Annotated in this window: 14 protein-coding genes, 2 pseudogenes and 1 riboswitch; of the genes and pseudogenes, 6 read left to right on the top strand and 10 right to left on the bottom strand. The window is 69.8% G+C overall.

Annotated features, from left to right (window positions below; genetic code table 11):
- The first annotated feature begins 114 nt into the window (after nucleotides 1-114).
- From EFK10_RS27150 to EFK10_RS27140, 3 genes are read left to right on the top strand one after another with little or no spacing between them, the layout of a single operon-like run.
- Complete coding sequence (locus tag EFK10_RS27150) at nucleotides 115-1476, top strand: bifunctional o-acetylhomoserine/o-acetylserine sulfhydrylase (protein ID WP_127358292.1); 1362 nt, start codon at nucleotides 115-117, stop codon at nucleotides 1474-1476.
- A complete protein-coding gene (gene metX / locus EFK10_RS27145; protein WP_127358367.1) occupies nucleotides 1473-2621 on the top strand; it encodes a homoserine O-acetyltransferase MetX in 1149 nt (382 codons plus the stop codon). Before EFK10_RS27150 ends, metX begins: the two co-directional genes overlap by 4 nt.
- Before the next feature lie 10 nt (nucleotides 2622-2631).
- Nucleotides 2632-3012, top strand: a complete 381-nt coding sequence (locus EFK10_RS27140; protein WP_127358291.1) for a hypothetical protein — start codon at nucleotides 2632-2634, stop codon at nucleotides 3010-3012.
- A gap of 24 nt (nucleotides 3013-3036) precedes the next feature.
- Here EFK10_RS27140 and EFK10_RS53470 read toward each other — a convergent pair.
- The 5 genes and pseudogenes from EFK10_RS53470 to EFK10_RS52280 all read right to left on the bottom strand — a co-directional run.
- Nucleotides 3037-3186: pseudogene (locus tag EFK10_RS53470) on the bottom strand (LLM class flavin-dependent oxidoreductase); the annotation flags it as partial.
- Nucleotides 3187-3191: 5 nt separating this feature from the next.
- Nucleotides 3192-3934 (bottom strand): annotated as a pseudogene (locus EFK10_RS27130) (LLM class flavin-dependent oxidoreductase); the annotation flags it as partial.
- Nucleotides 3931-5313: an NtaA/DmoA family FMN-dependent monooxygenase gene (locus tag EFK10_RS27125; protein ID WP_127358290.1), complete on the bottom strand. Its 1383-nt coding sequence runs from the start codon at nucleotides 5311-5313 to the stop codon at nucleotides 3931-3933. The pseudogene EFK10_RS27130 and the gene EFK10_RS27125, both read right to left, overlap by 4 nt.
- Before the next feature lie 19 nt (nucleotides 5314-5332).
- The gene (locus EFK10_RS27120; protein ID WP_206305601.1) at nucleotides 5333-6595 is read right to left on the bottom strand and encodes an LLM class flavin-dependent oxidoreductase; all 1263 of its coding nucleotides are present in this window, start codon (nucleotides 6593-6595) and stop codon (nucleotides 5333-5335) included.
- A gap of 77 nt (nucleotides 6596-6672) precedes the next feature.
- Entirely contained in the window at nucleotides 6673-6798 is a 126-nt protein-coding gene (locus EFK10_RS52280; protein ID WP_265737561.1) for a putative leader peptide, read from the bottom strand.
- Nucleotides 6799-7000: 202 nt separating this feature from the next.
- Nucleotides 7001-7115, top strand: a riboswitch (SAM riboswitch).
- Between the two features lie 237 nt (nucleotides 7116-7352).
- Here EFK10_RS52280 and EFK10_RS27115 point away from each other — a divergent pair.
- Entirely contained in the window at nucleotides 7353-8270 is a 918-nt protein-coding gene (locus EFK10_RS27115) for a glutathione S-transferase C-terminal domain-containing protein (RefSeq protein ID WP_127358288.1), read from the top strand.
- A 78-nt stretch (nucleotides 8271-8348) separates the two neighbouring features.
- A complete protein-coding gene (locus EFK10_RS27110) occupies nucleotides 8349-8831 on the top strand; it encodes a GPP34 family phosphoprotein (protein ID WP_127358287.1) in 483 nt (160 codons plus the stop codon).
- Here EFK10_RS27110 and EFK10_RS27105 read toward each other — a convergent pair.
- From EFK10_RS27105 to EFK10_RS27085, 5 genes are all read right to left on the bottom strand, one after another.
- On the bottom strand, nucleotides 8820-9260 hold the full coding sequence (locus EFK10_RS27105; RefSeq protein ID WP_127358286.1) for a hypothetical protein: 441 nt from the start codon (nucleotides 9258-9260) through the stop codon (nucleotides 8820-8822). The two genes, EFK10_RS27110 and EFK10_RS27105, sit on opposite strands and share 12 nt — an antisense overlap.
- A gap of 70 nt (nucleotides 9261-9330) precedes the next feature.
- Entirely contained in the window at nucleotides 9331-11571 is a 2241-nt protein-coding gene (locus tag EFK10_RS27100; protein ID WP_240677485.1) for an RICIN domain-containing protein, read from the bottom strand.
- 445 nt (nucleotides 11572-12016) lie between these two features.
- The gene (locus EFK10_RS27095; protein WP_240677494.1) at nucleotides 12017-12613 is read right to left on the bottom strand and encodes a substrate-binding domain-containing protein; all 597 of its coding nucleotides are present in this window, start codon (nucleotides 12611-12613) and stop codon (nucleotides 12017-12019) included.
- Nucleotides 12598-12963, bottom strand: a complete 366-nt coding sequence (locus tag EFK10_RS27090) for an LLM class flavin-dependent oxidoreductase (protein WP_127358285.1) — start codon at nucleotides 12961-12963, stop codon at nucleotides 12598-12600. The genes EFK10_RS27095 and EFK10_RS27090 overlap by 16 nt, the downstream gene beginning before the upstream one ends.
- Before the next feature lie 27 nt (nucleotides 12964-12990).
- Nucleotides 12991-13446, bottom strand: a complete 456-nt coding sequence (locus EFK10_RS27085) for a MarR family winged helix-turn-helix transcriptional regulator (protein ID WP_127358284.1) — start codon at nucleotides 13444-13446, stop codon at nucleotides 12991-12993.
- Nucleotides 13447-13550: 104 nt separating this feature from the next.
- Between EFK10_RS27085 and EFK10_RS27080 the strand changes: the two genes are divergently transcribed.
- Nucleotides 13551-14108 (top strand): NADPH-dependent FMN reductase, encoded by a 558-nt coding sequence (locus EFK10_RS27080; protein ID WP_127358283.1) that lies wholly within the window; start codon nucleotides 13551-13553, stop codon nucleotides 14106-14108.
- Nucleotides 14109-14275: the final 167 nt, after the last annotated feature.

The following is a 14275-nucleotide window of genomic DNA, read 5'->3' as shown; positions in this document are numbered from 1 at the left end:
AGTTCGTTTTTTTCCTCAGCACCGCGCTGTCCGCTGCCCTTTCCGGGCCCCGGACCGCTGCCCCTGTGCCTCCTTGCCTTACCCCTGCACTCGCCACCCGTACAAGGGAGAACCATGAGCCAGCCCATCGACTCCGTCACCGCGGGACATACCCCCGACGAGGAACCGGCCGGGCCCGACACGTCGGCCTGGTCGTTCGAGACCAAGCAGATCCATGCCGGTGCCGCGCCGGACCCGACGACCGGAGCGCGGGCGGTGCCGATCTACCAGACGACGTCGTTCGTCTTCCGCGACACCCAGCACGCCGCCGACCTGTTCTCGCTCGCCGAGCCGGGGAACATCTACACCCGGATCCACAACCCCACCCAGGACGTCTTCGAGCAGCGCATTGCCGCGCTGGAGGGCGGGGTGGCGGCAGTGGCGCTGTCCTCGGGGCAGGCCGCGGAGACGCTGGCAATCCTGACGCTGGCGTCCGCCGGGGACCACATCGTCTCCAGCACCTCCCTGTACGGAGGTACGTACAACCTGTTCCGGCACACCCTGCCCAAGTTCGGCATCCAGGTGTCCTTCGTCGACGACCCGGACGACTTCGACGCCTGGCGGGCTGCGATCCAGCCCAACACCAAGGCGCTGTTCGCCGAGACGCTGGGCAATCCGCGCGGCAATGTGCTGGACGTGCGGGCGGTCGCCGACGTCGCGCACGACGCGGGCATCCCGTTGATCGTGGACAACACGGTGCCGACCCCGTACCTGCTGCGGCCGATCGAGCACGGCGCCGACATCGTGGTCCACTCGGCGACGAAGTTCATCGGCGGCCACGGCACCACCATCGGCGGCGTCGTGGTCGACGGCGGCACCTTCGACTTCGGCGCCAACGCCGAGCGCTTCCCCGACTTCAACGAGCCCGACCCCAGCTACCACGGCCTGCGCTACTGGCCGGTCCTCGGCCCGAGCGCGTTCGCCATCAAGCTGCGGGTGCAGTTGCTGCGCGACATCGGCCCGGCCATCGCGCCGCACTCCGCCTTCCTGCTGCTGCAGGGCGTGGAGACGCTGTCGCTGCGCATCGAGAGGCACTCCGCCAACGCCCAGGCACTGGCCGAATGGCTGGAGCAGCGCGACGAGGTCGCCGCTGTCCACTACCCGGGACTGCCGTCCAACCGGTGGTACGAGGCCGGGCAGCGCTACCTGCCGCGTGGCGCCGGCGCGGTGCTGGCCTTCGAACTGCGCGACGGCGTCGAGGCGGGCAAGCGCTTCGTGGACGCCGTCGAACTGTTCAGCCACCTCGCCAACATCGGCGACGTACGGAGCCTCATCATCCACCCGGCGTCCACCACCCACAGTCAGCTGGACGAGGAGCAGCTGGCGGCCACCGGCACCTCGCCGGGGCTGGTGCGGCTGTCGGTCGGCATCGAGAACCTCGCCGACCTCAAGGCGGACCTGGAGGCAGGCTTCCGCGCGGCCAAGGCCGCGTCCTGAACACCGTACCGGCCACTGCGGTCCCCCTCCCGCCGGCCTCCGGGGCCTGGCGGGAGGGGGACCCGCCCGGCCGCCGCCAGTGGCACGTACGGGAGAAGCCGCTGGCCCTGGAGGCGGGTGGCGAACTCCGGACAGTGCGGCTGGCGTACGAGACCTGGGGCCGCCTCGCGCCCGACGGCTCCAACGCCGTCCTTGTGCTGCACGCGCTCACCGGGGACAGCCATGTCGTCGGCCCGGCCGGTCCGGGCCATCCGACCGCCGGGTGGTGGGACGGGCTGATCGGACCGGGCCGGGCGCTCGACACCGACCGGTGGTTCGTCGTCGCGCCGAATGTGCTGGGCGGCTGCCAGGGCAGCACCGGCCCCTCCTCCCTCGGGCCGGACGGACGGCGCTGGGGCGGGAGCTTTCCGTATCTGACGCAGCGTGACCAGGTCGCGGCCGAGGCCGACTTGGCGGACGCCCTGGGGATCGACCGCTGGGCGCTGGTCATCGGCGGCTCGATGGGCGGCATGCGTGCCCTGGAGTGGGCCGTGTCCCACCCGGAACGTACGCAGGCGCTGCTGCTCCTCGCCTGCCCCGCCGCGGCGAGCGCCGAGCAGATCGCCTGGGCCACCATCCAGCTCCACGCCATCCGCTCCGACCCGCACTGGCGCGGCGGCGACTACCACGACGCCGCCCCGGGCCACGGACCGCACGCCGGGCTGGGCCTCGCCCGACGCCTGGCCCACGTCACCTACCGCAGCGAAGCCGAACTCCAGGCCCGGTTCGGCCGCACCCCGCAAGGCGCCGAGAACCCCTGGCACAACGGCCGCTACCAGGTGGAGTCCTACCTCGACCACCACGCCGCCAAGCTCGTACGCCGCTTCGACGCCGGCTCCTACACCGTACTGACCGAGGCCATGAACAGCCACGACATCGGCCGGGCCCGAGGCGGCACAGCCGCCGCCCTGCGCCGCGTGACCGCCCGTACCCTGGTGGCCGGAGTCGACTCCGACCGCCTCTACCCGCTCTCGCAACAGGCCGAGCTGGCGGCCGGCATCCCCGGCGCCGACCGGCTGCGGGTGATCGAATCCCCTTACGGCCACGACGGCTTCCTCATCGAAACCGACCAGGTCGCCGCACTCGTACGCGAACTCACGGGCTAGGAGGCCGCACGTGATCACCGGATGTCTCGTTGGCGACAGCTTGCGCGCTGGCTCGGTGTTCGAGCCGCGGCATCTGCGGATCCGCAGGATCACGCGGCTCAACCTATCAGCCGGTGCCGTATCCGGTCAGCCGCAGATCTGGACGGTCATCGACTTCGAGGCCGAGGACCACGACGGCCACGACGTCGACGGCCTCGCGGAAGAGCTCGCGGCCTGCCTGTCGGCGGAGGGCGGCTGGTACGCGGACTTCGCCACCGACGACGAGCGCGTGGTCGTCTTCGCCGGCAAGGTCTTCCGTTTCCCGCGCGGGGACGAGGCAGGCCGCGCCGAGGCTGTGGCTTACGGCCGGTCGGTCGGAGTGCCCGATCACCAACTCGACTGGCGGGACTGAGCTGAGCCGCAGCGCGACACCGGCTCAGCGGCGGTGCCACTCCTCGGCCAGGAGTTGGTAGGAGCGGACGCGGTCGGTGTGGCTGTGGGTGATGGTGGTGATGATCAACTCGTCGGCGCCGGTGGCTTCCTGGAGCTGTTCGAGCTGGTCGGCGACGCGCTTCGGTGAGCCGACGAGGCCATGGCCTCCTGCGAGGTGGAGGCGGCGTAGTAACCGGCGGTTCCCGCGCCGACGACGGCGGCGGCCGGGTCGTGGCCGTAGTGCTCCCACTGCTGTCGGTAGTAGCGGATGAGTTCGGCGTACGGCTCGATCGTGTTGGTGACGTTGGCCGAGAAGAGCGGATCGCCGTAGCGGGCGGCCAGGTCGACGGACTCGCGGCTCGTCGCGCTGCCGTGCCAGACCCGGATGGGCTGCTGGAGGGGCCTGGGCCAGACCTCGGCCGCGGTCAGCTCCGGGCGGAAGCGCGGGGAGGCGGTCACCTTGTCCTGCCGCCAGAGCCGGCGGAACAGCTCATAGCTCTCGGCGTTGCGGTCCCACTGGTCCTCCGGGGTGACGTGGAACAGCTCGCGCTGGGCGGTGCCGTTGCCCTTGCCGATGATCAGGTCCAGACGGCCGTCCGGCAGGTGGTCGAGGGTCGCGTAGTCCTCGTACGCACGCACCGGATCGAGCAGGCTGAGGGTGGTGACGGCGGTGAACAGCCGGATCCGGGAGGTGAGCGCGGCGATGTGACTGAGGACGACCGGCGGCGAGGAGGAGATGAACGGCCGCTCGTGGCGTTCGCCGACGCCGAAGCCGTCGAAGCCGAGCTCCTCGACAGCAGGGCGTTGTCGATCACCTCGCGGAAGCGGTCGTTGGTCGGCTTGAGTACGCCGGTCACCGGGTCCGGGGCGTGCACGATGAGGGTGATGGCCAGGAACTTCATGACGCCGCCCGCCGGGTGACCGGCTCCTCGCCGGCGTCGGGGTGGGCCAGTCCGAGGTGGTCGCGCAGCGTGGTGCCGGTGTAGTCCTCGCGGAACACGCCGCGCTCCTGGAGCAGCGGGACGACGGTGTCGGCGAAGGCGTCCAGGCCGGTGGGGGTGATGTGCGGGACCAGGATGAAACCGTCGGCGGCGTCCCCCTGGACGAAGGAGTCGATGGTCTCGGCGACGGTGGCGGGGGAGCCGACGAACGACTGCCGGCCGGTGGTCTCGATGACCAGCTCGCGGATCGACAGGCCTTCCGCCGCCGCGCGCTCGCGCCATTCCCGGGCGACGGCCACCGGGTCCCGGTGCATCCGGACGCTGGCCCGGCCCCGGGCGATGGTGTGCTCGCCGGGGTCCGGGTCGATGCCGGGGAGGGGCCCGTCCGGGTCGTAGCCGGACAGGTCGCGGTTCCAGACCTGCTCCAGGAAGTTGATCGCGGTCTGGCCGCTGACCTGCTGGCGTCGGATCTCGTGGGCCAGCTCCTGCGCCTCGGCGTCGGTGTCGCCGAGGACGAAGGTCGCGGCGGGCAGGATCAGCAGCTGGTCGTGGCTGCGGCCGTAACGGGCCAGCCGGCCCTTGACATCGGCGTAGAAGTCCCGTCCGGTGTCCAGGGTGCTGTGCCGGCTGAAGATGGCGTCCGCGCCGGCCGCGGCGAACTCGCGTCCTTCGTCGGAGTCGCCGGCCTGGAAGATCACCGGACGTCCCTGTGGGCTGCGGGGGACGTTGAACTGCCCGGCGATGTCGAAGTGCTGTCCCTGGTGGACGAAGGCGCCGGCTGCCGCGTCCTTGAGGAAGATGCCGGACGCCTGGTCGGCGACGATCTCGTCACCATGCCAGGAGTCGAACAGCTCGGTGGCGGTCGCCAGGAACTCCTTGGCCCGGGAGTAGCGCTCGTTCTGCGGGAGGAAGCCGCCCCGGCGGAAGTTTTCGCCGGTGAAGGCGTCCCATGAGGTGACGACGTTCCAGGCGGCGCGCCCGTCGGACAGGTGGTCGAGGCTGGCGAATTGCCGGGCCACCTCGTAGGGCTCGTTGAAGGTGGAGTTGATGGTGCCGGTCAGGCCGAGGCGCTCGGTCACGGCGGCGAGGGCGGACAGGACGGTGAAGGTGTCGGGCCATCCGACCACGTCCAGGTCGTATATTTTCCCGCCCTGTTCGCGCAGCCGCAGTCCTTCGGCGAGGAACAGGAAGTCGAACTTGGCGCGTTCGGCGGTTCGCGCGAAGTGCGCGAATGAGCTGAACTCGATGTGGCTGCCGGCCTTCGGGTCGCTCCATACGGTGGTGTTGTTGACGCCGGGGAAGTGGGCCGCGAGATGGATCTGCTTGAGAGGCTTGCTCATGGTCGTACGGTCCCTCCGGTCAGGCGGTCGCGGTCGCGGTCGCGGTGGCGGTGGCGTAGCGGTTGGCGGGGTGGTCGAGTCCGAGCAGCCCGCGCAGGGTGTCGGCCTCGTAGGTGTGCCGGAAGGCGTCGCGGCGCTGGAGTTCGGGCACCAGGCCGCGGGTGATCGCCTGGAGGTCCTGGCCGATGACGCCGGGGCGCAGCCGGAAGCCGGACAGCCCGGCCTGCCGCCACTCGACCAGCCGGTCGGCGAGTTGTGCGGGTGTGCCGGTGAAGATCTCCGCGTCGCTGGTGTAGACGTAACCGGCGAGGTCGTCCAGGCGGGCCTTGCGGGCCGCCGCCGCCGCTGGGTCGTCGTCGAGGAAGACCACCAGATCACCGAAGACGTGCAGGGGCTCGTCGGCCCGCCCCGCCTCGGCCTGGGCGGTGCGGATCTCGGTGACGATGTCCCGGGCCTGGTCGGCGTCGTGCGGGGTGACGTATCCGATGTCGGTCGAGCGGCCCACCAGCTCGTATGGAAGGGGACCGTGCGCCAGCGCGCTCACGATCGGCTGTCCCTGGGGCGGCCGGGGTGTGATCGAGGGGCCTTTGACGCTGAAGTTCCGGCCCTCGAAGTCGATGTAGTGCAGCTTGTCGCGGTCGACGAAGCGCCCGGTGGCCACGTCCCGGATCTCCGCGTCGTCCTCCCAGCTGTCCCACAGGCGGCGCACCACCTCGACGTAGTCGGCGGCCTCGCCGAAGAGCTCGGCGATCAGCTCCCGTACGACCGGGTCGCTGGGCCTCTCGACGCCCTTGATGTTGACCGCCGGGAACGTACGGCGGCCGAAGTGCGCGGCCTCGTGATTCCGCCCGGACACCTGCACCCGCAGGCCCGCACGACCGGTGCTGACGTAGTCCAGGGTGGCGATGGCCTTGGAGATGTGGAAGGGCTCGGTGTGGGTGGCGACGACGGTCGGCACCAGCCCGATGTGCCGGGTCAGCGGCGCGACGCGGGCGGCGATGAGCACCGCGTCCAGCCGGCCGCGCACCTGGTCGGTGCGCCCGTCCGGCTCTGTGACCTGCGAGGACTGGAGCGCGAGCGCGTCCTCGAAGGTCACGAAGTCGAGCAGGCCGCGTTCGGCCTCGGTGACGACGTCGGCCCAGTAACCGGCGGTGAGCAGATCCCGGGGCCGGGCCTCCGGCTCACGCCATGCGGCGGGGTGCCAGCCGGCGCCGTCAAGGGCGACGGCGAGATGAAGGGGCGAAGGGGATGAAGGCGAGAGGGATGAAGGGAATGCAGACACGGGGAAAGGTGCCTTCCTGATCGACCGTACGTGATCGCGGAGCCTCAGCCGGAGGGCTCAGCGGCGTGGGAAACAGGTCAGGAACAACAGAGCGCGCCGGCCACCCGCAGCAGGTCGATGTGAGGCCGGGAGTACAGACGGACACAGCCGCGCGGTGCCAGGTCGACGACGACGTACCGGGAGGACACGGGCTGCATCGCCATCACCTCCACCCTTCCGGCCTCGCGGCCCCCACGGCCGCGTCGTGCCAGAAACACCACCGCCACGCCACTTATTCCGCCCCCTGCGCAGCCTCGCGGACGGGCACGACCGACCTGTGAGACCGGCGCGATGCCTTCTTGACGGCCTTGCGGAGCGCAACCACACTGTTGTGGACGGTCACGATAGTCAGCGCCCACCGGCAGGGTTCCTGCCCGCGTGGGTCATCGGCCCCGGCCCGCTGACAGGCAACCCTTCCACCGCGACGGGGTGCCCCGGGTGACGACCCGGTCCCGCCGGCGCGGCGGGGCAAGAGCGGTCTCGTGTCTCGCGAGCCCCGATGACGGACCGGTGGACATGCTCCGTACTGGCAGTGAGAGGGAAGGCGCCCATCTGACCAGGCGCCTGCACATCGACTTGCTTCGGGTCTGCAGCGCCGCAGGCCCTGCCATCTGATCGGGCCTGGCCTGGTCCGAAAGCGCAGTCGACCTTTCCTCCCGCCTTCCGCCACCGGCGCCGAACAGGCCACCGGGGCGTCACCCCTGCCATGGAGAGAGCCATGACCGAGACAGTCACGCTCAGTTCAGGTTCGGCCACCCTTCCCGATCTCCAGCCCGGCCCGTCCCACCCCGAGGCCACGCCGTCCATCCGCGCACACCACTTTCGCAGCCGCATCGGCGTCGACCCCGCAGGCGGCTTCTACCCGGCCCCACACCGCTTTCAGGTGTATCTCACCCCGGGCTGTCCGAACTCGCTGCGTGTCTCGATCACCCTCGACCTACTGGGACTCAGGGACTGGGTCACCACCACCCACCTCGCCCACCCGGCCGACGCCCCCGATGCCCTCGCCTCACTGCGGGGGGCCTACGAGGCCACCCGGCACCACTACAACGGTCCGCTGACCGTGCCCGCGCTGTGCGACCGCTGGAGCGGACGCGTCGTCAGCAACCACGCCCGTGACATCCTCCGTGACCTCGCCGGCTACTTCGGCGACCAGTGCAAGCCCGACCGCCCCCACCTGCGGCCGGCGGCCCTTGCCGCCGACATCGACACCATGCGTGAACTCCTCGACGAGGACATCACCCAGGCCGCGCAGCGAGCGGGCGCGGCCCCGGCGTCGCAGCGCCACGGGGAGGCACTGGACACCCTGCTCGCGGCGCTGGACCTCCTCGACCGCCAACTGGCCTGCCGGCCCTACGCGCTGGGCGACGAAGTCAGCGCCGCTGACGTGGATCTCTGGGTGACCCTCGTGCACCTCGACGTCGTCCACCGGGTCCACCTGGACGCCGACGCCGTCCACGCCGTCTCCCGACACGACCGGCTCTGGGACTACGTACGACGCCTCCACCGCCACCCTGCCTTCCGCGACAACTTCCGGGCGGACCAAATGGTCCAGCTCCACCGCCGCACCTGCCGGGGCCCGGAATCCTCGGGCGCCGTGGTCACGCTGCCTGGGGTCCTCCGGACCGGCAGCTGAACCGCCCCCGCCCTCACGCAACCACGGGCGGTACGAAATGCGTCGACATGGACAGGACGGCGTCAGGAGGGGCCAGCGGTGGACGACAGAAACGGTCTGACGCTGCCCGAGGAGCTGCTGCTGCTCTGTGCGGTCCCGCAGACGGGCCTGCTGAAGCGCCCGCAGAACTTCAACCGGGTGCTCGCCGGGGCCGTCCTGACCGAGCTGCTGCTCGGCGGGGCGATCACCGTCGACGGAAGGCGGATCGCCGGGGTACGGCCGCTGACGACCCCGGGGGGTCCGGTCGCCGACCGGGTGGTGGCCGACCTCGCTCGTGCGGGCAAGCGGGGCCGGGCCCTCAGGCTGGAACGGTGGGTCCGCAAGGTCTCGCACCGCATCGACGGCCCCTACCTGGAGGCTCTTCAGGCGCGCGGGCTGCTGCTGGCCCGGCGCCGCCGTGCCCTGGGGATCTTCCCGTACACCGTCTGGCAGGTCGTACAGCCTGGCCGGGTCAAGGACGCGACCGCCCGGCTGGACCGACAACGACTGTCCGCGCTCTTCGGCGCGGACCTACAGGGGTGACGCGGCGCTTCGGCCGCGACGGTTGATGAAGGCGGTCAGCCGCTGGTAGGCCCGCAGCAGGTCGCGGCGGGCGAAGTCCTCACGTACGTCGATGAGAGCGCCGTGGGAGGCGGCCGCGTCGACCGTGAAACGGTCGTGCCAGCCACCTCCCGAGGCGATGATCACAGGTTCGTGCACACCGTCGAACTGGTCGGCTGTCAGGTCGACACGCAGTCCGTTCTTCTCGATCCAGGCGTGGGAGGAGCCGCCGTCCCAAGCGCTGACGTACGTCCACACGCCCTGGTCGTTGTCGTGCAGATACTGGCCGAGCAGGACGGAGGTGTCCCCGCAGGAACCGAAGGGGAACCGCTCAAGGGAGAGCAGGTCCACGTCCGGGCATTCGATGATCGCATGCCGCAATTCCAGTGCCAGTGCGCGGAGTTCAGACACCGGCACACTCTATGGGCGTACGGACCGCCGGGACAGAGATGTGTGCGGAGCCCACGGGGACACCCTCCTGCTACGGGTAGTTGGTGAGGTTGGCGACGTTGGTGCTGGAGTTGGAAGGTCCTCCGGTGCTGTTGATGATGTGGCTGATGGTGCCCACACCGCCCAGCGAGACGGTCACCATGTCATGGAACTTGACCCCGGAGACGTTGGGCACCTCGAAGGCGTGATCGGCGACCACGCTCGAGTTGGAGCTGAAGTAGCAGTAGCTGCCCAGACCCCACGCCTCATGGGTGGTGACGGAGGCGCCGACCTTGTACGCGGGGTAGCCCTTGGCGGAGCCGTTCATCCAGGAGGCCTGGTCCGGCGGGTCGTAGGGCATCTCGTTCTGGAAGAAGTACGTTCTGCCGCCGTTGCCGTTCCAGATCACCTGTGTCTTCTGGAAGTGCTCGACGAACAGGCCGTACGCGGTCACGTTGTTGCCGTTGACCACCACGCCGTTGTCCGCGGTGTTGGTGGTCCAGCCGACGGTGCCGCCGTTGCCGTGGTCGGCCCGCCAGACCCAGGTGTGGTCGATGATCGCGTTGTTGGTGTTGATCACCAGCGACTGGGTCGCCTTACCGACGGTCGCGCCGCCGATCCGGAAGAAGACGTCGGACAGCTGCGGCGGGTCGGCCGCGTGGCTGGCGGACGAGCCGGCCGGGCCGAGCTGCATCAGCGTCTGGGAGTTGGTGGTGCCCGCGTCGATCAGCAGGCCGGCCAGCTCGATGCCGTCGACGTCAGCGGTGCTGACGGCGGTGATCCCACCGTCCGGCACGAGGGTGGCCAGGCCCATGCCCAGCACCACCGTGTCGGCGCGCGTGATGTTCAGCGTCTGGTTGAGGTGGTAGACGCCGGGGGTGACCAGCAGGTTCTTACCCGCCGCGAGGGCCGCGTTCATGTCGGCCGCGGTGGCGCCGGGCTTCACGATGTAGAACTGGTCGATCGACAGGGACTTACCTGCCGGGGTCTTCCCGCTCCACGTGGTGCCGGAGGCATTGGTCTGCAACCCGGGCACGAACACCTGGTAGTTGCCCGCGCTGTCGACGTACAGGAAGGGCTTCTCGCGGATCGTCGGCGAGGTGGCGACGTTGGTGTACGTCGGGAAGGACTGGGCGGGCGCGCCCTGGTCGCCGACGAAGACCATGTTCCAGTTGGAGCCGGACCAGCTGCCCATCGTGGAGTTCCGGGTGAGGAACTGCTGCTGGGAGCCGGACTGTATCTGGCCGTCGACCTTGGTGTCGGCGATGAAGCCGCCGCTGGACCAACCGCCGTCGTCCAGCGCGAGGTTGCCGCGTACGTGCATGCGCCGGTACGGGGCGGCCTGGGAGACGGCCCAGCGGTCAAGGCCGTTGGTGGGGTTGACCGACATGTTCTCGGCGTCGCGCCAGAAGTTCTGGGTGGCGTTGCCCTGGAACCAGTCGGCCTCCGCGTGCACGGAACCGTTGATGGTCACGTCGTCCGGCGACAGGCCGAGGCCGGCGACCTGGGTGTAGAAGCCGACGTTGGCGTTGGCGCTGTAGGTGCCGGGCTTGAACAGCAGGGCCTGGCGGGCGGAACCGAACTGGTTGGTCTGCTGCTGGGAGAAGACCGAGTCGAGCTTCGACTGGATGCTGGACGCCGACATCGACGGGTCGAACACCGTCACGTTGGGACCGAAGTCCGGGGTGCCCGGCGGGTTCGTCGTGCCGCCACCGGCGCCGCCCAGGGTGAAGGACTGTGCGGCGGTGCCGTTGCAGGTGTACTGCCCCAGCTGCACGCTGTCCGCGGTGGAGGCGCTGGGGACGTCCAGACACTTCCCGCTGTTGCGGTTCACGAAGTGGTAGGCGCCGTCGGCCTCGACGACCGGCAGCCACTGCTGGTTGTTGCCGCCCCCGTACGTCCACAGCTGAATGGTCGCGGAGTCGGCGGTGGAGACACCGGTGACGTCCCAGGCCTTCGTGGCGTCGTTGTTGTTGTTCACGCGGTAGTAGCCGCCGCTGGTGGCTACCAGCTGCCAGTTCTGGGCGGTGCTGCCGTTGCAGGTGTACTGCTGGACGGCGGTGCCGTCGGCGGTGGCGGCCGAGCGGGCGTCGACGCACTTGCCGCTGCCCTTGTTGACCACGGTGGTGTAGCCGGTCGGCAGCGCGGCGGCTGCCGCGGTGGCCGTGGGCGCGTGGGCCAGGGTCAGGGTCAGGCCGCCGAGCAGACCGAGCGTGGTCAGCACGGGCACGGTTCGTCTGCGCGACCATGGTAGGCGGAACCGGCTGCTGCCGGCGGTGGGGGGACGGTGCATCTTCGGGCTCCTTTTAGGGGGGGTTGGGAGCGTTCTGCAGGGTCGGGTGCCGCATTGTCGGCGCGGCCGCCGCAGGGTGTGGGGGCGCATGCATGGCCGGTCAGCTCCTGAGGTGTGTCACTTCAGGAAGTGAACGGCGTCACGGCTTAATTCACGCCGTGATTTAACGTGTGAAATAAGGGCCGCGTCAAGACTGCGCGCACCTGTGAATTCGCCACGGCAGTAAGTGTTATGACGCCGCGAGACCGGCGCACGGTGCGTGACCTGGCCTGAGACACCAGTTCGGTGCTTCGGGGGCATCCGCACTCGGAGGGCCCGCTCGATCGGCGGGTCCCGGATCGTGGCCCCGGGCCGGGCTGGTGCGTTCGGGGCGCGTTCGGGATCCATCAGACCCCCGAGGCCGTGCGCTGTCTGGCGGATGGCCAGGCACGCGGCAAGCTGGTCATCACTGTGCGAGGTTGAGCCTGCTGAGGATGTGGGGTGGGGTGACGAGGGTCTCGTCGGCGATGGCCTCGACGAAGGCGGCGGTGATCGGGTCGGGGCGGACCCGTGTGTAGACCGAGAGCTCACGGCGTACTGGTGGGTCGGGGCGCAGCACGGCGCCCTCGAACCAGGGCGGGATGTTGTTGCCGGGGACGAGCGCGAGACCGAGGCCGGTGAGTGCGAGGTTGATGGCGGCGGGGCCCTGTTCGGTGCGTACCGACACGCGTGGTTCGAACCCGGCGGCTTCGCAGGCGTGGTCCAGGATCTCGGACAGACCGCTCTGCGGGGTGAAGTGGACCCACTCGTGTTCTGCGAGGTCGGCCATGCGTATTCGTGAGGACTCGGTGGGCAGGTCGGCGTCGCTCGAAGCCACGATCACGAACTCCTCGATGCCGATCTCGCGGGTGGGACCGTCCCAGTTGGGGGGCGTGGGTCCGACCGCGAGGTCGGCGTTGCCCGCCTCCATGGCCGCGATGAGGTCGTCGGTGTGGCGGAACTCGACGAGCTGGACGCGTAGTTCGGGGTAATTCCCGCGCCAGGCGCTCAGGGCGCGGGGCAGGATGCCGGTGCTGATGGAGAAGAGCGTGCCGACGTGCAGCTCCCCGGAGTGGCGTAGCGCTGGAAGACGCGGACGTGGTCGTCGGAGCTGATCACCGTCACCGCCGAACCGAGGCGGATGTGCGAGGTGCGCGCCGCGATGGCCGCGAGCACGACGTCGGCGGCCGAGAGAGGCAACGTGTCGGCGTGGTGCTCGCCGATGGCGAAGTGGTCCAGGCCGACCCGGTCGGCAAGGACGCCTTCCTCGACCAGGTGGCGAATGGTCTGGCCGTGCGAGAGCGGCCGGCCTTCGGCGTCGTTCGTGACGTCGCCGAACGTGTCCAGCCCGAGCGTGACGGTGTCTGTGGCCATGTCGTACTCCTTGAATCGCCCGGTGCCTCAGGTCGCGAAGCGCCGCAGTGCGTGGATGAGCTGGGTCAGGTCGGTGCCTTCGAGGTGGTCGAAGACGTGGCGACGGGCGCTGGCCAGGTGGGCGGGCCACGCCTTTTCCAGCCTGGCGAGGCCGGCGTCGGTGAGGACGGCGTTCCACCCACGGGCGTCCTCGTCGCACCTGACCCGTTCGACCAGTCCCTGCTTCTCCAGGCGGGTGACGACGCGGGTGATTCCGCTCAGCGAGAGGTTGCAGGTGGCGGCGAGCTCGCTCATGCGCATCAGCCGGTTCGGTGCCTCGGACAGATACATCAGGGTCGTGTACTCGGAGAGCGGCAGGTGCTCCTCGCGCATCATGTCGGCGTCGATCACGCGGGGGAGCACGATCATCACCCGGCCGAGCTCGCGCAGTAGCGCTTCCTCGTTCGCGTTCAGGGGTTGCAGCGGTTGTTCGGGGGTGGACATGCATCCGAGATTACTTGCTTGACGAATCAAGTGCTACGTGGATTACTTGACGGAGCAAGCATTCTTTAGCGGATCGATCAACAGAAAGTCATAGAGGGAAACCCATGACCAAGATCGGGATCATCCTCGGCAGCACCCGCCCCGGACGCAACGGGGAGGCCGTCGCCCGCTGGGTGTACGAGGTCGCCGCGCAGCGCACCGACGCGGAGTTCGAACTTGTCGACCTGCTCGACTACAAGCTGCCCCACCTCGACGAGGCGTACCCGCCGTCGATGGGCCAGTACACGCAACCGCACACCCTGCGCTGGGCCAACAAGATCGCCTCCTTCGACGGCTTCGTGATGGTGACGCCGGAGTACAACCACTCCACCTCCGGCGCGCTGAAGAACGCCATCGACTTCCTCTACGCCGAGTGGAACAACAAGGCCGTCGGCTTCGTCAGCTACGGCTCGGCCGGCGGCACCCGCGCCGTGGAGCACCTGCGCCTGATAGCCGGCGAACTCCAGCTGGCCGACGTGCGCGCCCAGGTCGCGCTGTCCCTGTTCACCGACTTCGAGAACTTCAGCGTCTTCAAGCCCAGCGAGTTCCAGCGCGAGGCGCTCACCACCACGCTCGACCAGGTCGTGGCCTGGAGCCAGGCACTGGCCCCGCTGCGCGCCTGACCGACCCCTGCCTGAGCTGCGCGTGCCACCGAGTCGTGCGGGACGGTCGGGTGGTGTACGTCCCGGCCGGGGCAGCGACGGCCGAGCGGACCGCCCCGAAGACGCGTGACGTCACGGGCCGGGCCGGTGAGCTCCAGCTGACCCTGACCGGTGGGTGACGTACCGAA

Source organism: Streptomyces soli (genome assembly GCF_003999195.1).
Classification (GTDB): Bacteria; Actinomycetota; Actinomycetes; order Streptomycetales; family Streptomycetaceae; genus Actinacidiphila; species Actinacidiphila soli.
This window is presented reverse-complemented; position numbering and strand designations above follow the sequence as displayed.